This window comes from Candidatus Ornithobacterium hominis (assembly GCF_951229915.1).
GTDB classification, from domain to species: domain Bacteria; phylum Bacteroidota; class Bacteroidia; order Flavobacteriales; family Weeksellaceae; genus Ornithobacterium; species Ornithobacterium hominis.
In genome coordinates this window covers 1,896,857-1,916,664 of sequence record NZ_OX579588.1, presented here as the reverse complement: position 1 = coordinate 1,916,664, position 19,808 = coordinate 1,896,857, and the positions used below count along the sequence as shown (strand labels likewise).

At 40.0% G+C, this 19,808-nt stretch carries 11 protein-coding genes; all 11 read left to right on the top strand.

Annotated elements, in window-relative coordinates:
- The first annotated feature begins 8 nt into the window (after positions 1-8).
- The 11 genes from QOX03_RS08980 to QOX03_RS08930 all read left to right on the top strand — a co-directional run bounded on the left by QOX03_RS08980 (position 9) and on the right by QOX03_RS08930 (position 19,779).
- Complete coding sequence (locus QOX03_RS08980; protein WP_283670874.1) at positions 9-9,299, top strand: SpvB/TcaC N-terminal domain-containing protein; 9,291 nt, start codon at positions 9-11, stop codon at positions 9,297-9,299.
- Positions 9,300-9,309: 10 nt separating this feature from the next.
- On the top strand, positions 9,310-9,705 hold the full coding sequence (locus QOX03_RS08975; RefSeq protein ID WP_283670873.1) for a hypothetical protein: 396 nt from the start codon (positions 9,310-9,312) through the stop codon (positions 9,703-9,705).
- A gap of 205 nt (positions 9,706-9,910) precedes the next feature.
- The gene (locus tag QOX03_RS08970; protein ID WP_283670872.1) at positions 9,911-11,770 is read left to right on the top strand and encodes an RHS repeat-associated core domain-containing protein; all 1,860 of its coding nucleotides are present in this window, start codon (positions 9,911-9,913) and stop codon (positions 11,768-11,770) included.
- A gap of 5 nt (positions 11,771-11,775) precedes the next feature.
- Positions 11,776-12,195 (top strand): DUF4265 domain-containing protein, encoded by a 420-nt coding sequence (locus QOX03_RS08965; RefSeq protein ID WP_283670871.1) that lies wholly within the window; start codon positions 11,776-11,778, stop codon positions 12,193-12,195.
- A 43-nt stretch (positions 12,196-12,238) separates the two neighbouring features.
- On the top strand, positions 12,239-13,111 hold the full coding sequence (locus QOX03_RS08960; protein ID WP_283670870.1) for an RHS repeat-associated core domain-containing protein: 873 nt from the start codon (positions 12,239-12,241) through the stop codon (positions 13,109-13,111).
- 6 nt (positions 13,112-13,117) lie between these two features.
- The gene (gene imm40 / locus QOX03_RS08955) at positions 13,118-13,435 is read left to right on the top strand and encodes an Imm40 family immunity protein (RefSeq protein ID WP_283670869.1); all 318 of its coding nucleotides are present in this window, start codon (positions 13,118-13,120) and stop codon (positions 13,433-13,435) included.
- A 49-nt stretch (positions 13,436-13,484) separates the two neighbouring features.
- Positions 13,485-14,069: a hypothetical protein gene (locus QOX03_RS08950; RefSeq protein ID WP_283670868.1), complete on the top strand. Its 585-nt coding sequence runs from the start codon at positions 13,485-13,487 to the stop codon at positions 14,067-14,069.
- Positions 14,070-14,134: 65 nt separating this feature from the next.
- Positions 14,135-14,314, top strand: a complete 180-nt coding sequence (locus tag QOX03_RS08945) for a hypothetical protein (protein WP_283670867.1) — start codon at positions 14,135-14,137, stop codon at positions 14,312-14,314.
- Between the two features lie 71 nt (positions 14,315-14,385).
- Complete coding sequence (locus QOX03_RS08940) at positions 14,386-14,871, top strand: contact-dependent growth inhibition system immunity protein (RefSeq protein WP_283670866.1); 486 nt, start codon at positions 14,386-14,388, stop codon at positions 14,869-14,871.
- Positions 14,872-14,890: 19 nt separating this feature from the next.
- Positions 14,891-15,373: a hypothetical protein gene (locus tag QOX03_RS08935; RefSeq protein ID WP_283670865.1), complete on the top strand. Its 483-nt coding sequence runs from the start codon at positions 14,891-14,893 to the stop codon at positions 15,371-15,373.
- 23 nt (positions 15,374-15,396) lie between these two features.
- Positions 15,397-19,779, top strand: a complete 4,383-nt coding sequence (locus QOX03_RS08930) for an RHS repeat-associated core domain-containing protein (protein ID WP_283670864.1) — start codon at positions 15,397-15,399, stop codon at positions 19,777-19,779.
- The last annotated feature ends 29 nt before the right edge of the window (positions 19,780-19,808 follow it).

The window sequence follows — 19,808 nt, the reverse complement described above, 5'->3', positions numbered from 1 at the left end:
GTATCAACATGAGAAAAAAATACATCTATCATATATTTTTATTTTTAGGGATAAGTGCCAGCTTAGGAGCTGTAACCTATGCTTCAAGGCATTTAGACTTTTTCAGCACTAAAGAAATAGAAAACAAAAATAAACCTGATACTACAGAAGAACATCCTAGTTTATCAAGTAAGCTTGTTACTCCTTCCTCTGCAGCGGTCATCAGTCAGAAGGGATTTTGGGCTGAATTTCCAGAAGGAAGTGTCTCTAAGGCACTAAGAGTATCTGTTTCTGCCCTAAATAAAAGAAATCTTCCTGCTCTAGGAAGCAACATAATTAATCTAACAAAAAATGCGGAGGGCTATCGTATGCGGCCTAGGGGAATTTTATTTGAAAAGGAAATTTCTATTGAAATTGCTTATGACAAAACTAAAATCCCAGAAGGATATACTGAAAAAGACATTTCCATTTTCTTCTACGACAGAGCTAAAAAGCGATGGCAGAAACTTCCACAATCAGAAGTAAAATCTCATTTAGCAGAGAGTGTCAGCGGGAAAACTAAAGAATCTTCAGCCTTTATTGCGGGAATTATCAAACTTCCTGAAAGTCCCGATACTTCAGGTTTTACTCCTACCAGCATCCGTGGACTCAAAGCTGCAAGCCCTTTTGTTGGAGTACAGTCAGTTTCTCCACCTTCAGCAAGTCCAGACGGCTCAGCTTCAACCTCTTTTTCTATAGATCTTCCAGCTGGAAGAGCGGGTATGCAGCCAGGGCTGAGTATACAATACAGCAGTAATGGCGGTCAAAGCTGGCTGGGAACAGGATGGAATTTAACCCTTCCATCTCTAAGTATTGATACCCGTTGGGGAGCACCTCGTTATGATGCTCAATATGAGACAGAATCTTATATTTTATCAGGAGAAGAACTTCTACCTAACACTCACAGAAATGAGTGGGAAAACAGAACTACAAACAAGCATTTTTACCCAAGAAGGGAAGGGAGCTTTAACCAAATCATTAGAAAAGGAAACCATCCTAATAATTATCATTGGATGGTAAAATCTAAAAGCGGGGTTACTTTTTACTATGGGAGAGATGAAAACAGTATAGTTGCTTCTTCTGTGCTTGCAGATCCTCAGGGTAATATAGGGCACTGGGCGATTTTTTCTCAGAAAGACCTGAAAGGAAACAGTATCCACTATGAATATGTAAAAGATGGAGGGGTACTCTACCCTAAAAGTATTTATTATACTGGAAAAAACAACACCAAAGGAGCTTACTCTGTACATTTTATTACAGACAAAGACTTGGGAGAAAACCTAAGAAATGATGTTCAAATTTCTGCAAGGCTTGGTTTTAAACAACAGCACGACAGGCTTCTTCGAAAAATAGAAATAAAGTACTCTGGACAAATGGTTCGCTCTTATGAGTTGGTCTACAGAGAGGGTGCCTTCAAAAAAACATTACTGAAAGAAATCCGCAGTTATGATGCTGAAGGACAGCTTTTCTATACTAACAAAATGGATTATTATGATGATGTTCATGACAGTAATGGCAATTATATTCCTTTTGGAGCTTTTAAAACTTGGCAAGTTCCATCTGATAACATTGCCTATACTATTCTAGGAATAGATGGTTTTTCTGGTAAACCTACACTGGTGGGAACTTCCAACTCCGAGAGTGGAGGGGTAAACTTCCGAGTGGGAGTAGGAATTACAGGAATAGGAAGATTTAATAACAATACCTTAGGAGGCGGTGGAGGAAGCAACTGGGGAAGCACTCATTCTAAAGTTCTCTTTCAGGATATAGATGGAGATAACCTTCCTGATAAAATTTATATTGATGGTAGCAGCGTTTACTATAGAAAAAACCTTACCGCTTTAGGAACAGAAGATTTTGGTCCCAAAATTCCTATTAATCTCTCTAGTTTAGGAAGAACAAAATCTAATTCCTATAATTTTGGAGTAGATTTAATGGTTAATCTTAGCGATAAAGTAGGGTTTCCTATCGGTTATAACAAACAGGTATCTAAGAGTATCACTGAAAGTTATTTTATGGACTTCAATGGAGATGGGCTGGTAGATTTTGCCAATAGAGGAACGATATACTATAACCGTTTGGTAAATGGAATACCAACATTCTCACCAAATAGTACAGGTACGCCTTCTCCTATTCTCAACACAGGAACCCTTAGCATCTCAGGAACCACGGGAATTACCCGAGAGGAATTGGAAAGAAACAATCCGCTTCATGATGTGGTAAGAACCTGGAAAGCTCCAGTGGCAGGAAGAATTTCCATTTCCCATACCTACAAATTGATAGAAGATTTATCTCCTAAAAGAGCTGAGTATACTAAAAACGATGGCACTCCAAAAGCAGATGGGGTAAAGCTTTATTTTCAGCATAAAGGAAATCTTGTTTGGCAGGAAGATATTACTGCAGATGATTATGCCTTGAAATTCAAAACAGAAGAACTCAATGTACAGAAAGGAGATGTGCTTTACTTCAGAGTAAGCTCTAAGGAAGATGGAAACTATGATAAAACTTTTTGGAAACCAGAGATTACTTATACTTCTCTTGCTGCAGCACAGGATGAGAACAGCCTTGATTTAAAGAAATATACCATAGAGGATATTCTCTTTTCTTCTGAGCAGATGTATGCTTTTTCAAGCGATACTCGTCCTACATTAAGAGGTAACTTTGTAAAAGGAGCTACTACAGATGGTATTAAATTAAAATTTTATAAGATAGACCTTACTCATGGCAGTAAAACGCTTGTTCATGAGCAGTATTTCAGTGAAGCTGCTGCTACCTATGATTTGTCTTTAATCCCGCTGGGTAGCTTCCAGCAGGCTGAAGCACTGAAAGTAGAAATAGAAAGTGAAACAGAAATTAACTGGAGAAATATAGACTTTAGACCTAGTATAGAATATGTAGACGGAGAGAGGAGAAATGTCAGCCATCCGATTAGTGCAGATTTTAAAATATATGAGAAGCTTGATAACTTCTATACTCCACGCTATATGATGCCTTCACAAAAAGGAAAGCTAAGGATTCATCTATATTCTGCTACTCCTCCTACTTCACCAACACCTGCTCCCGCTCCAGGAACCCCACCAACCAGTGGAGATATCCTTCTAACAGCAAAGCAGGAAGGAAAAGTAGTAGCGCGTAAACGCTACAAGGTAGTGAATGGGATACTAAGTCTGAATCCAAAACCTTCTGATATAGTATCTGATTCTGTGGTATTAGGAAAAGAAGTTTTTCTAGAAGCTAATGTTTCCAATAAAAAAATGAAAGAATTCCTTGATGACCATCATTTTGAAATAAAAGCTCAAATTAAGGATTCTATAAGACTGGCGAAGACAGACCCTCGATATACTCCTACTCATCGTCATCATATTGCTACCTCCATTCAGCAACACAAAGATTATGGAGTTTATATTCCTTTTGAGGAACCTCATAGTGAAGTAAAATTTGGTAAAGCCTTTAGAGGATGGGGAAGTTTTGTGCTTAATGGAACTAAAGCTTCTAGTATCATAGACCAAAGTCTGCTGGTAGAGAACTATGGAAATTATGACAGCTCTAACCCTCCTAATGTAGATCCTAGTCAACATGATGGAAGTATTGCCCGTCCAGAAATGGAAGTTTCTAGCCATTATTTCATTAGAACAAAAGGGAATACTCCTATTTCAAGATTTACAGGAATAGAAGATGATATTTATATCAGCAGAGAGGAGTTTTCTCCTTCCAGATTAGGGGAAAATGATATTATTCAGTATTTAGACACTTCACTTCCTGTGCTTTCAGGAGGTAGTGGTAGAGCCTTAAATATGATTAATGAAGGGCGTAGTGAGGTCTTCTCTATAGGAGCAAATTTAGGAGGGGGAAGTGTAGGAATTGGTAGTTCCAGAGGTTCTGGAGACACCTACATCAAAGAGACCATGGCGGATTTTAATGGTGACCGTTTCCCAGATTTTGTCCGTGGAGGCTTCGTGCAGTATACCACCCCGAGAGGAGGCATCTCAGGACAGACAGCTGGAATAGGAGATTTTACGCATTCTAAATCTTCTAACCGAGGAGGGTCTATGAATGGAACCTATGTTCATCCTTTAGCTAAATCGTCTGCTTCTAAAAATACAGAGAAATCTACCCAACAGCAGCAAAATACTGCTACCCAAGGAGCACAAGATGCTGATAAGGCAAAAGCAACGCTGGGGCTCAGCGGAGGCATCTCTTCTGGAGAAGACCATGCAGAGCATACCTATACCGATATTAATGGAGACGGGCTGGCAGACAGAGTCACAAGCAGTTCTGTTGCCTACAATACCGGATACGGCTTCTGGAGTCCAGAACCTTGGAATTTTGGAACTCTCAACAAAGGAGAAAGTACAGATACCAGCGGCGGTTCAAGTCTTGGATATTCTAAACAATCAGGATCCTTTACTGGAGGATACAGCTACGGAAAATCCATCACTGATATGAAAACTCAGCTGCTGGATATGACCGGTGATGGACTGGCAGATAAAGTAATCTACCAAGACCATGGAACTCTTGTTTATCCTAACCTTGGAAACCGATGGGATACCACTCCTCTATTCATTCCTAGAACAGCAGGAAGACCTGTAGGAAGAAATGTCTCCATAAGTCATGGAGGGGGTGTGAACCTTTCCTTTGGATTTAATATACCTGCTATATTTGTCCGTCTCAGTTTTACAGAAGGAGGCTCCTATGGAACTAATACTAACCGTGTAGAGGCTACTTTCCTTGATGTAGATGGTGATGGCAACTTAGATTATGTACTCTCTGAAGATGAAAATGACCTGAGAGTAGCCTATTCTAATATCCGCAGAACCAATATGCTGAAGCGAGTAGAAACAGCAACAGGAAGCTGGTTTGAAATAGATTATGAGCGTAAAATGCCAACTTATGAAAACCCTAACAGCCAATGGGTACTTAAAGAAGTAAAGGTATTTGATGGCTATACTGGTGATGGAGAAGATTACGCTATCTCAAGATTTGAATACAACAAACCTTACTATGACCGAAGAGAGCGCAGTTTCTATGGTTATGGCGAGGTAAAGCAGAAGCAGATCAATCCACAAGATGGTACAGTGCTGAGAACCAGCGTTCAGGAATATTATAATGAAGACTTTTTTAGAAAATCTCAGCTTAAGAAAAGTACAACCTTTGATAAAAATGGAGCGAAACTCAGCGAAAGCAATGTAACTTACCACATCGCAGATGCACAAAGCGGAGCGGTAATCCCGTCGAACCAACTTTCTCTTCCGCAGATGGATACAAAATCTGTATTCATCGCACCAAAAGAAGAGAGAGAACGAGTATATGAGCAGAGCGATTACCTAGAAAAGAAAACGGAGAAACACTATGACCGAGTAGGAAATATCGTCAAGTACATAGACCATGGAGCAGGAAAACCTTCTGATAAGATAGAAGCTGATATCCGCTATTATGAAAGTGCAACCCCTTACTTCGGGGGTATTGCCCAAAGTATTATCGTAAAAGATGCTAATGGAGAGGTAAGAAAACGGGAAGCAGACATCCACCCGCAGACCGCAGAAGTCATCAAAATACGCCAGTTCTCTGGAGTAGGAATCTATACAGAGACACAGCTTTCTTATGATGAATACGGCAACCTGATACAGGTAACTGGAGCAGAGAATGAGAAAGGACAACGCTCACAGCTCAGCTATCAGTACAACCCTGAAACTCACAGCCATATTACCAAGATTAAAGATCATTTTGGGTATGAAAATACCATAGAATATGACTACCGCTTTGGAGCACCAGTAAAAACTACTGACCGAAACGGGGAGAGTATGCTCTATACGCTGGATGCTAAGGGAAGAACCATCAGTATCTTAGGACCTAAAGAAGCCAAAGCTGGAAAACCCTACACCATCCGTTATGAATATCCGAACCTTAATCAGTCTCGTCCTGCTGGACAGCTGCCTTATGCACTGACCAGAAACTACGACCCTGAACATAACCGAGCTATAGAAACCTATGCCTATGCTGACGGACTGGGAAGAGCGGTGCAGGTGAAAAAGACCGCAAGTATCTTCAAAGGAAGAGGACTTGCTGATGAAGAAAAACACATCATCTCTGGAAAACAGATCTATGACGCCTTAGGCAGGGTAGTAGAGACCTATTATCCATTCACGGCATCGGTGCAGAGCCAGCTGGTGCCCGCACCAAGCAGCAGCATCCCGCCGACCAAAACCCTCTATGATGAGAAAGACCGGCCGGTAGAGCAGATTCTGCCTGATGGTTCCAGCGTGAAAACGGCCTATAAAATCACTCACCACAAGGGAGAAAATACCCTGCACACCACACAGACTGATGCGCTCAATAGGCAAAGCCATACCTATACCGATGCGCAGGGAAGAGTGCTGACCCAAGTGCAGCCTGACGGCACAGAGACCCATTTTGAATACAGTGCCATAGGAGAGCTTACCAAGGTAACTGATGCACAGGGACACCAAACCCTGAACGAGTATGACCTCTTAGGAAGAAGAACCAAATTAGTACATCCTGATGCAGGAACGACTATTCTGGTCTATGACAAGGCAGGAAATCTCATCAAGAGACAAACCAGCCAGATACGCGAAGAAATGCCTGATGGCTATATCACCTACCACTATGACTACAACCGCCTGCAGGAGATAAAATACCCGAAATATCCTGAAAACAATGTCCGCTACCACTATGGAGCACAGAATGAGCAGGCAGGAAGAAGAGGAAGACTCTGGCTGGTAGAAGATGCCAGTGGAGGAACAGAATACTTCTACGGAGATATGGGCGAGGTGACTAAGGAAATCCGAAGTCTGCGTATAAAGCCCGTAGAAGTGCAGACCTATGTCACCCAGTATGAATACGACAGCTGGAACCGTATCCAAAAGCTGGTTTATCCTGATGGGGAAAGACTGGACTTTGGGTATAATATTGCAGGGAACTTAACGAGCCTGAAAGGCTATAAAGCTCCCGAAGGCACAGCACCAAGTGAGGAGCATGCCTACACCTACCTGAAACAGCAGGGCTATGATGAGTTTGAGCAGAAAGTATACCGTCTCTACGGAAACGATACCGAGACCCGTTACCATTACGACCCTGTGATGAGACGCCTTGAACAGCTCAAGGCCGAAAGTCTTACCCCAGCAGGAGGCGTGGGAAGTTTCCTTATCCAGAACAACCGTTATGCGTATGATTTGGTAGGGAATATCCTCAAGGTGGAGAACCAGCTTCCAATTATCCGCAATGCACTGGGCGGGGCTTCCAGCTATGAATATCAGTATGATAATCTCAACCGGCTGACCCTCGCCAAAGGAAACTACACGGGAGAGCTTACCAGCGCCAGCTATGAGCTGAAAATGAGTTATAATAATCTTAACTCCATCACAAAGAAAGAACTAAACCACCTCTCTGGAGGGGTGCAGAAGGGCTATACGCTGGACTACAGCTACAACAACCCTGCCCACCCTCACGCCCCAAGTGAAATCATGGAGATGGGCAAACCTAAAGCCCGAACTTACCAGTATGACGGCAACGGAAACCCTCTCTATTACGAGGAATCTAAGAGCTTCCGCGCTATGGTCTGGGACGAGGAAAATAGGCTGAGAGGCATAAACGATAATGGAAAACTGCATCTCTACACTTACGACCATACGGGAGAAAGAGCTGTGAAAAGCAGTGGGGAGAGCAGTACGGTGGTGACCAACGGGCTGACATCGGCCGTCATCACCCATATGGACGACTATACCGCCTATGTGAACCCTTATTTTGTGGTGCAGAAAGGCAGATTCACCAAGCATTATTTTGAGGGAAGCAGCAGGATAGTGAGCAAGCTGGGCGAGGGGACTTTTGTGCATAAAAACACGGGCATCATGGCGGGAGGAATAGACTACATCCGCCAGAGTGCCCAAATGCAGGAAGCAAGGGATAACTACATAAGAGGACTGAAAGTCCCGCCTGGTCCGCCGACACAGCACGGCATTTATGCCAGCCCTGAATGGACAGAACAGCCTTACCCGAGCCTTGGATGGCAGAATATCCGCCAAGACCAAGAACCGCCAGAAGGCTGGCCAAGGCCACCGAAGTTCAATGAGCCGGGAGATGTGCCAGGTCCTCCTGTGCAGTATGGAGACCCGATTACTCCCCAGACCGTAAAAGCAGGATATGGCTTCATAGATAATGGAATAATAGAGAAAAATTTGTATTTTTACCACCCAGACCACTTGGGAAGTTCTTCGTATATTACAGACCGAGAGGGAAGAATAACCCAGCATACGGAATACATAGCGTTTGGAGAAGTGTTGTTTGAGGAACACAGCACAAGCAAGACCATGCCATATTTGTTTAATGGAAAGGAGCTGGATACGGAGACGGGGCTTTACTACTACGGAGCGAGATACTACGACCCGAAAGTGAGCATTTTCCTAAATGTAGACCCGCTGGCAGAGAAAACCATGACACCTTATGCATATACGAATAATAATCCAACAAACCTGATAGATCCTACAGGGATGGCAAGTGAAGACCCTCCTACTACATTATATACTAATACAAATAATGCTAAAGGGGTAATAGAAAATGGATTTAATGCGACCAAATATGGTAAATATTCAAACTATAACTGGTTCTCAACAACAGCAAATGCTACAGGGACAGGGCGAACAAGCACAGGAATAACTTTGGGTATTGAAGGAATAGATATATCTAAGGCTGTTGAAATATCTAATAAACAAATGAAAAGTTTCTATGAAGCAGCAAAAACAGAATTAGGATATACAACAGAGCAAATAAAGAATAGCCCAGAAATAAGAGCAAAAGTAGATGGATTAAAATATAATAAGCTTGGTCAGTGGATGAATGAATCGGGAGCGTCCGTATATAAATTAGGTAATAATTATGCTATTTCGGATGGTGTTGCAAATAGTGGAACAATAACAACTGTACAAGGAAACTCAAATGTAATAAAAACATTGAATGGATTAAAAGTTGCAGGAAAAGTATTAACATTTGTAGGAATAGGACTTGATGCTTATGAAGTATATTCTTCCGGATATCACCCTAGAACCATAACTGGAGTAGCAGGAGGATGGGCTGGTGCATGGGCTGGTGCAAAAGTAGGTGGAGCAATTGGAACAGGAATAGGTGTTTGGATAGGTGGAGTAGGAGAAGTAGTAACGGGACCTATTGGGGCTTTCATTGGAGGAGTGACAGGCTATTTTTATGGAAAAAAATTCTCACAAACTATTTATGATAAAGTAACAACAAAAGGCATATCAATTAAGAGATAAATCTATATTTATGAAAAAAGTAAAGGCGATATATTATTTAGTGAAAGAAGGGCATTATGGACTTAGAATCATATTAGAGTTAGAAGATAGTGAATATTTATATTTTGATTCTTATAAGTTTTTGTTAAAAAAAAATAAAAAATTAAAACTAATAACATCGGAATGGACAAAGTTAGATTACCCTGATTTAGAAAAGGATAATATTTATATAAAAGAAATAAAAGAAGATGATACTGTAGCTTATTTTATTAGATTTTCAAATAATGATATATTACATATTTATGAGTATGTGGATGGTTTAGAGGATTGGTTTTTAGATTTTGAAATTGTATCACCAAAAAATAAAAATTATGATGAGATAATCACACATATGAATGAAACTTGGGTTAATATAATAACATGGTAATATTCCGGTAATGTGGTAATGCTCCAGAAGTGTTGTTTTAATTATAAATAATATATAACTATCTGATAAACAGAACTAACATAATAATATAAAAACCATAATATAGACATTCAAGAAGTGTTATTTTCATTATTAGAAATTCACAACTCCTTATGGATTGAATAAAATAGAAGAATAGAAGTTCATTGAAAGCATAAAAACAGGAATGCAAAGGAGGTTGCGTGAGGGATGGCAGCGGATACCCCACAGCCGTAGTTGTGGGGTTTTAGCATGGCTGACGGCGAGGAGTAACAGCGTACAGCCCGACCCGATGAAGCAGGAACAGCCTTGGCGAGGGGCACGCCCAAAGAAAAAAAGAGGCTACAACAACCCTTCCCACCCTCACGCTCCAAGTGAAATCATGGAGATGGGTAAACCTAAAGCCCGAACTTACCAATATGACGGCAACGGCAACCCTGTCTATTACGAGGAATCCAAGAGTTTCCGCTCGATGGTTTGGGACGAGGAAAACAGGCTGAGAGGCATTAACGATAATGGAAAACTGCATCTCTACACTTACGACCATACGGGCGAGAGAGCCGTAAAAAGCAGCGGGGAGAGCAGTACGGTGGTGACCAACGGGCTGACATCGGCAGTCATCACCCATATGGACGACTATACCGCCTATGTGAACCCTTATTTTGTGGTGCAGAAAGGCAGATTCACCAAGCATTATTTTGAGGGAAGCAGCAGGATAGTGAGCAAGCTGGGCGAGGGGACTTTTCATCATCCAAACAGGGGGATTTCAGCGGGAGGAATAGACTATATCCGCCAGAGTGCCCAAATGCAGGAGGCAAGGGACAATTATATTCGTGGACTGAAAATCCCGCCTGGTCCGCCGACACAGCATGGCATCTACGCCAGCCCTGAATGGACAGAACAGCCTTACCCGAGCCTTGGATGGCAGAATATCCGCCAAGACCAAGAACCGCCCGAAGGCTGGCCAAGGCCACCGAAGTTCAATGAGCCGGGAGATGTGCCAGGTCCTCCTGTGCAATATGGAGACCCCATCACTCCGCAGACCGTAAAAGCAGGATATGGCTTCATAGATAATGGAATAAAAGAAAAGAATTTGTATTTTTACCACCCAGACCATTTGGGAAGTTCTTCGTATATTACAGACCGAGAGGGAAGAATAACCCAGCACACGGAGTATATTGCCTTTGGAGAAGTGCTCTTTGAGGAACACAGCACAAGCAAGACCATGCCGTATTTGTTTAATGGGAAGGAGTTGGACAGCGAGACGGGATTATATTACTACGGAGCAAGATACTATGACCCGAGAGTAAGTCTATGGCTGAATGTAGACCCACTGGCGGAAGAGTTTTATGAGTGGAATCCTTACGCATACACATTTAATAATCCTATTAATTTCACTGATCCTACAGGTATGGCTCCTGAGGATATTCGAATAAGAGGAGCAAACAATTCAAGTGTAACTATCAAGACAGATTTAATTGACATTACGGTTGATGCTAGTTCTCTTGTTGGAGATTTAGGTGGGAATTATACTTTACAAGGAAATGATGTTTTAGTAGCGGCTTTAGATATTGTTGGTATAGTAGATCCAACAGGGGTGGCAGATATAGCAGCGGCAACATTAGAAGCTGAGCAAGGAAATTGGGGAAGTGCTATATTAAGCGCCGCAGGAGTGGTACCAATAGTTGGTGACATTGGTAAAGTAGGTAAAATAGCAAAACATGTAAAAACCATTGAAAAGGCTATTGATATTACAAAAGCAGAGCAGAGAGCAGCAAAGCTAAGTAAAATTGATAGAGCAGGAAAAGATTTTACTAAAGCAGGAAAAGAAGCCGTTATAGATTTAAATAAGGCTAGAAATAAAGGAAAAACTATATGTGAATTTTGTAAAAAAGAAACTATTCCTGCCCAAAAAGATATAAAAGGAGTAAAGCCTCCTGTAAATAGAACAGAGGTAGATCATATTAAGAGAAAAAGGGATGGAGGAAGTGGAACTCCTGATAATGGACAAGTATTATGTAGAGACTGTAATCAAGCAAAAAAATAAAAACAATGATAAAGAGTAAAATAAAATTTGTATATTACGATTTGAAAGGTGAATTAGCTACTGAAAGCCTCTGGGCTGATAAATATGGAAATTATTATCAGGTCAAAAATATCCCTTTTTTTTTCCCTAATATTGCATATAATGATGTAATAAAAGTAGAAGAAGATAGTGGAGAATTGTTTTTTGACGAATTGATAATACCCTCTGGAAATTCTACTATACAAATAGTTATATATAAAATAACTCATAAAAAAAATATATTAAAAGAACTTAAACAATTAGGATGTGGTTGGGAAGGACTAAGGGATCAGCCTTATTACTCTATTAATATTCCAAAAGAAGTAAATTTAGATATAGTAATTTCTTATTTAGAAGAAGAATGTAAGAAAAATATTTTGGACTATAAAGTAGCTTGTATAGGGTAATATTCCAGAAGTATTATTTGAGGAACATTCTGTGTCTCCGAGTATGCCGTATTTGTTTAATGGGAAGGAATTAGACAGCGAGACAGGGCTTTACTACTACGGAGCGAGATACTATGACCCGAGAGTAAGTCTGTGGCTCAATGTAGACCCTATGATGCTGAGAGACGAAGCTATGGAGGATGAAGATTCTTCTAATGGTGGGGTATTTAATCCAATGAACAATGCTGTTTATACATTTAGTTACCAAAATCCTGTAAAATATGTAGACCCTGATGGAGAGTGTCCCAATTGTATAACAGCTGCTGGTGGAGCCTTAGTAGGTGCTATCATAGGAGGAGGAATAGAAGCTGGAATGCAGCTTTATAAAAATGGTAAAATAACTAGTTGGAAAGCCATAGGAGGAAGTGTGGCACAAGGAGCTATAACAGGTGCAGTAGCAGGATTTACAGGTGGAGCCAGTTTAGCAGTAACAGCTGGAGTAGCAGGTGGAGCAAATGTTGTAGGGGGAGTAGTTAATAGAGCCATACAAGGAAAGAAAACTACTGCAACTGATGTAGTAGTAGACGCAACAGTAGGTGCTGCTTTTGGGGCTGCTGGAAAACACATAGGAGGTAATAGAAATTTATATGTAGTTTCTTCAAAAACAGGAAAGAGTGTCACAAAATCCTTCTTTTCTAATACCAGATATACAAATAAAGTACTTGGACAAATGAAAAAGGGAGATGCTCACTCTTTTCCAGAGTCTGTGAAATCTTTTGAATCTAATGGAACAATCTCTACTATTATAGGGGGAGATGGTGTTTCTAGACAAATGTTAAAAATACCTGGTAAATATAAAGGAAAACAAGGGAATTTTGAATTTATAAAAGAACCTAATGGTAATATTAATCATCGCCTATTTAGACCCGATAAATAATTTATTATGGAAAAATTAAAAGATATTATGAAAACAAAAGGTATTTGTTTATTAGAGTTTGGAGTAAATAGTAGAGCTTTTAATAGAGAGGAGATACAAGATATACTGGAGATTTTAAGAGAAGAAGGTATTGCCATAAAAGGAGGAGATGTTTGGAAGAAGAATGACAATAACATTATCCTTACTTATGATAATTGGTATTGTGAAAGAAACCAAAATGAAACTTACTCTGATTTTGTTAATAGAAGTATAGAATATGCTAATATATATATTAATAATTATAATATAGGAAAAGGAGATTTATATTTCGAATTAGTAATATAATTGAGTAATGTTGTTTTCATTATTAAAAAAAATCATAATAAATAAACCTATGTATCAAGTAATAAACAATTTGCCGATTGATTATGATTTTCAATCTAAGACGAAGGAAGAACTGAAACTATACGCTAAATGGTTTGAGGAAAATAAAGAAAGCAGACTACAAGAGCTGATAAAAGTAGTAAAAACTACAAAAGGCTATGAAAACTGGGAGGCAGACTACAGCCCAGAATCTCTGAAAATGCTTGGAAAGTGGTTTGAGGAGAATGTAGAAACAGAGAAGCTTTCAGAGGAAGAATACAAAGAAAAGAGAGCTGCTGTGCCAGATTATATAGAAATACAAGACTGGGACATTACAATAAAGACCCGCTCGTTGGCTGTAGATATTGGGATTTATTTTGGAGAAGTTTTTATAAAGAACCATGAAGGTTTAAAATGGGAGCAATATTTTTCTCGTAGTAAATATGATATGGACATAGGACATATGGTGATAAAAGGTTTTGGAAAGGATGTACTTAACAGTATATGGTCACTTTATATAACAGCTAATAGATTAGCAAGAAAAGAGGAAACAGGAGAGACGATATACGAATTTTATACAATGTTAGAGAATAGATTAGATGAAAGGTATAAATAATTGTGAAAGTTATGTTTTTAGAAGTGTTGTTTTCATTATTAAAAAAAATCATAATAAATAAACCTATGTATCAAGTAATAAACAATTTGCCGATTGATTATGATTTTCAATCTAAGACGAAGGAAGAACTGAAACTATACGCTAAATGGTTTGAGGAAAATAAAGAAAGCAGACTACAAGAGCTGATAAAAGTAGTAAAAACTACAAAAGGCTATGAAAACTGGGAGGCAGATAGAATAAATTAATAAAGCTGTACAATATGGCAATAGCAATGGTGTTAAAGTAAATGTAAGAGTAGTAGATTAAAAATGATATTATGTGGAATAAAATAAAATCAATACTAAAAAAAGAAAATTTTGTAAAAATAAAGGCTTGTGATATTTATAAGACTCTAAAAGAATATAAAATAGTTACACTATCAACATCAGACACAGGTTTATTTTTAGCAGATGTTCCTACTTTCATACTACCCATTACTATTTCTAAAGATGAGCTTAGTAATAAAATTTTTTCTTCTTTAAATAGTAGTAGATGCAATGTACCTTTTCCAAACTCTAAAGTAGAAATGCAAGAGTTTCAAAAAAAACATTTAAAAGATTTAAAAGAAAAATCATTTAAATCGCTGTATAAAAACTCTATAAATTGCTCTATTCGTCTTGAAAACAACATTCTAGAGATAACCCCCAGTAGATTTGAAAAGTACTATCTCGAGCCAGTTAGTGAAAAATCAGTAAAAATAGAATATAACAATAATGAACTGGAAGTCACCAAAATAATAATAGATATTTTAAACAGAAAATAGTAGAATAAAAAATAATATTATGTGGAATAAAATAAAAACTCTATTTAAAATGGAAAAAGAAATAAAAGCTTGTAGTATTTATAAAACCAAAAATAAATTTAAAATAGTTACAGCATATAGACTTGAGTCTTGGGCTTATATAGAAAGTAATCCAATAACTATCTTACCTATAGAAGCAAGCTTTGAACAAATTAAAAATGCTATTTTTTCATCAATAAACAGTAGTAAAAAGTTATCTGAAAAAGAAGAAGATTTTTATAGATTAGAAACAAAAGAGTTTTTAAAATCACTAAGAGAAACTTCATATAAAAAATTTTATAACAATTCTACAAGTTGTAGTATCTATATTGAAAATAATATAGTAGAAATAATACCAAATAGATTAAAAGATTACTATCTTGTGGAAGTAAAAGAAGATATACAAAAAATAGAATACAACAATAATGAAATAGAAATTACTAAAATAGTCTTAGATATACTGGAAAAAAAATATGTGGAATAAAATAAAATATCCGCAGAACCAATATGCTGAAGCGAGTAGAAACAGCAACAGGAAGCTGGTTTGAAATAGATTATGAGCGTAAAAAGCCAACTTATGAAAACCCTAACAGCCAATGGGTACTTAAAGAAGTAAAGGTATTTGATGGCTATACTGGTGATGGAGAAGATTACGCTATCTCAAGATTTGAATACAACAAACCTTACTATGACCGAAGAGAGCGCAGTTTCTATGGTTATGGCGAGGTAAAGCAGAAGCAGATCAATCCACAAGATGGTACAGTGCTGAGAACCAGCGTTCAGGAATATTATAATGAAGACTTTTTTAGAAAATCTCAGCTTAAGAAAAGTACAACCTTTGATAAAAATGGAGCGAAACTCAGCGAAAGCAATGTAACTTACCACATCGCAGATGCACAAAGCGGAGCGGTAATCCCGTCGAACCAACTTTCTCTTCCGCAGATGGATACAAAATCTGTATTCATCGCACCAAAAGAAGAGAGAGAACGAGTATATGAGCAGAGCGATTACCTAGAAAAGAAAACGGAGAAACACTATGACCGAGTAGGAAATATCGTCAAGTACATAGACCATGGAGCAGGAAAACCTTCTGATAAGATAGAAGCTGATATCCGCTATTATGAAAGTGCAACCCCTTACTTCGGGGGTATTGCCCAAAGTATTATCGTAAAAGATGCTAATGGAGAGGTAAGAAAACGGGAAGCAGACATCCACCCGCAGACCGCAGAAGTCATCAAAATACGCCAGTTCTCTGGAGTAGGAATCTATACAGAGACACAGCTTTCTTATGATGAATACGGCAACCTGATACAGGTAACTGGAGCAGAGAATGAGAAAGGACAACGCTCACAGCTCAGCTATCAGTACAACCCTGAAACTCACAGCCATATTACCAAGATTAAAGATCATTTTGGGTATGAAAATACCATAGAATATGACTACCGCTTTGGAGCACCAGTAAAAACTACTGACCGAAACGGGGAGAGTATGCTCTATACGCTGGATGCTAAGGGAAGAACCATCAGTATCTTAGGACCTAAAGAAGCCAAAGCTGGAAAACCCTACACCATCCGTTATGAATATCCGAACCTTAATCAGTCTCGTCCTGCTGGACAGCTGCCTTATGCACTGACCAGAAACTACGACCCTGAACATAACCGAGCTATAGAAACCTATGCCTATGCTGACGGACTGGGAAGAGCGGTGCAGGTGAAAAAGACCGCAAGTATCTTCAAAGGAAGAGGACTTGCTGATGAAGAAAAACACATCATCTCTGGAAAACAGATCTATGACGCCTTAGGCAGGGTAGTAGAGACCTATTATCCATTCACGGCATCGGTGCAGAGCCAGCTGGTGCCCGCACCAAGCAGCAGCATCCCGCCGACCAAAACCCTCTATGATGAGAAAGACCGGCCGGTAGAGCAGATTCTGCCTGATGGTTCCAGCGTGAAAACGGCCTATAAAATCACTCACCACAAGGGAGAAAATACCCTGCACACCACACAGACTGATGCGCTCAATAGGCAAAGCCATACCTATACCGATGCGCAGGGAAGAGTGCTGACCCAAGTGCAGCCTGACGGCACAGAGACCCATTTTGAATACAGTGCCATAGGAGAGCTTACCAAGGTAACTGATGCACAGGGACACCAAACCCTGAACGAGTATGACCTCTTAGGAAGAAGAACCAAATTAGTACATCCTGATGCAGGAACGACTATTCTGGTCTATGACAAGGCAGGAAATCTCATCAAGAGACAAACCAGCCAGATACGCGAAGAAATGCCTGATGGCTATATCACCTACCACTATGACTACAACCGCCTGCAGGAGATAAAATACCCGAAATATCCTGAAAACAATGTCCGCTACCACTATGGAGCACAGAATGAGCAGGCAGGAAGAAGAGGAAGACTCTGGCTGGTAGAAGATGCCAGTGGAGGAACAGAATACTTCTACGGAGATATGGGCGAGGTGACTAAGGAAATCCGAAGTCTGCGTATAAAGCCCGTAGAAGTGCAGACCTATGTCACCCAGTATGAATACGACAGCTGGAACCGTATCCAAAAGCTGGTTTATCCTGATGGGGAAAGACTGGACTTTGGGTATAATATTGCAGGGAACTTAACGAGCCTGAAAGGCTATAAAGCTCCCGAAGGCACAGCACCAAGTGAGGAGCATGCCTACACCTACCTGAAACAGCAGGGCTATGATGAGTTTGAGCAGAAAGTATACCGTCTCTACGGAAACGATACCGAGACCCGTTACCATTACGACCCTGTGATGAGACGCCTTGAACAGCTCAAGGCCGAAAGTCTTACCCCAGCAGGAGGCGTGGGAAGTTTCCTTATCCAGAACAACCGTTATGCGTATGATTTGGTAGGGAATATCCTCAAGGTGGAGAACCAGCTCCCAATTATCCGCAATGCACTGGGCGGGGCTTCCAGCTATGAATATCAGTATGATAATCTCAACCGGCTGACCCTCGCCAAAGGAAACTACACCGGAGAGCTCACCAGCGCCAGCTATGAGCTGAAAATGAGTTATAATAATCTTAACTCCATCACAAAGAAAGAACTAAACCACCTCTCTGGCGGGGTGCAGAAGGGCTATACGCTGGACTACAGCTACAACAACCCTTCCCACCCTCACGCCCCAAGTGAAATCATGGAGATGGGCAAACCTAAAGCCCGAACTTACCAGTATGATGGCAACGGAAACCCTCTCTATTACGAGGAATCTAAGAGCTTCCGCGCTATGGTCTGGGACGAGGAAAATAGGCTGAGAGGCATAAATGATAATGGAAAACTGCATCTCTACACCTACGACCACACGGGAGAAAGAGCCGTGAAAAGCAGTGGGGAGAGCAGTACGGTGGTGACCAACGGGCTGACATCGGCCGTCATCACCCATATGGACGACTATACCGCCTATGTGAACCCTTATTTTGTGGTGCAGAAAGGCAGATTTACCAAGCATTATTTTGAGGGAAGCAGCAGGATAGTGAGCAAGCTGGGTGAAGGGACTTTTCATCACAATAATAGGGGGATTTCAGCAGGAGGAATAGACTACATCCGCCAAAACGCCCAAATGCAGGAAGCAAGGGACAACTACATAAGAGGACTAAAAGTCCCGCCTGGTCCGCCGACACAGCATGGCATCTACGCCAGCCCTGAATGGACAGAACAGCCTTACCCGAGCCTTGGATGGCAGAATATCCGCCAAGACCAAGAACCGCCCGAAGGCTGGCCAAGGCCACCGAAGTTCAATGAGCCGGGAGATGTGCCAGGTCCTCCTGTGCAATATGGAGACCCCATCACTCCGCAGACCGTAAAAGCAGGATATGGCTTCATAGATAATGGAATAAAAGAAAAGAATTTGTATTTTTACCACCCAGACCATTTGGGAAGTTCTTCGTATATTACAGACCGAGAGGGAAGAATAACCCAGCACACGGAGTATATTGCCTTTGGAGAAGTGCTCTTTGAGGAACACAGCACAAGCAAGACCATGCCGTATTTGTTTAATGGGAAGGAGTTGGATACAGAAACAGGATTGTATTACTACGGTGCGAGATATTATGACCCGAGAGTATCGCTGTGGCTCAATGTAGACCCGCTGGCAGAGAAAACTATGACACCATATGCATACACAAATAATAACCCGATAAATCTCATAGACCCAACAGGAATGAAACCAGAAGACCCTCCTGCTAAAAGGATTTTAGCTGTATTCTATCATGGAGGTCCTACTGGAGATGGACAAATAAGACCTTCTACTAAAGGAACGGGTGGAGCTGGTGATAGGTTTAATGCAACAGCAGCTTATGCAAAATCTAGAGAACTAGATTTTAAAGGAGCAGTAATATCACCTTCATTTACTCAAAATGCTGGAGTTGAAACAGGAAAAGATTTTATTAATAAGAATTATAAAGAAGGGGATGTTGTAATTATTTATGGATATAGTTATGGTGGAGATAATGCTGTCAATTTAGCAGAAGAAATATCTAATATACCTATTAACACAATGATTATTGTGGATAGCTCCGATGGACCTTTTCAAGGTCTTACTGTTGATACAAGTATCCCTGACAATGTTGATACTGCTTTTAACTTTTTTCAAGAAAATTATTCAGGAGCCTCAAGCTCTTCAAGAATAACAGGAATTTCTTCTAATTCAGGCGGGAGTAATAGAAGCAATAAAATTGATAGTGGTACTAGTAATTCACCAGGTTCAAGAGGTTATCGTCATACTTCTGAAGGTAAAGCCAAAGTTAATAATATAAAAATAGTTGGGGATGATGTGACTCATGGAAATATTCAAGAAAAAGCATCACAAAATATCCAAAGTAGAATTAATAATAGAATAGATAATGCTGTTAATAACTAAAAAGACAATAATATTCGTAGTAATAACTC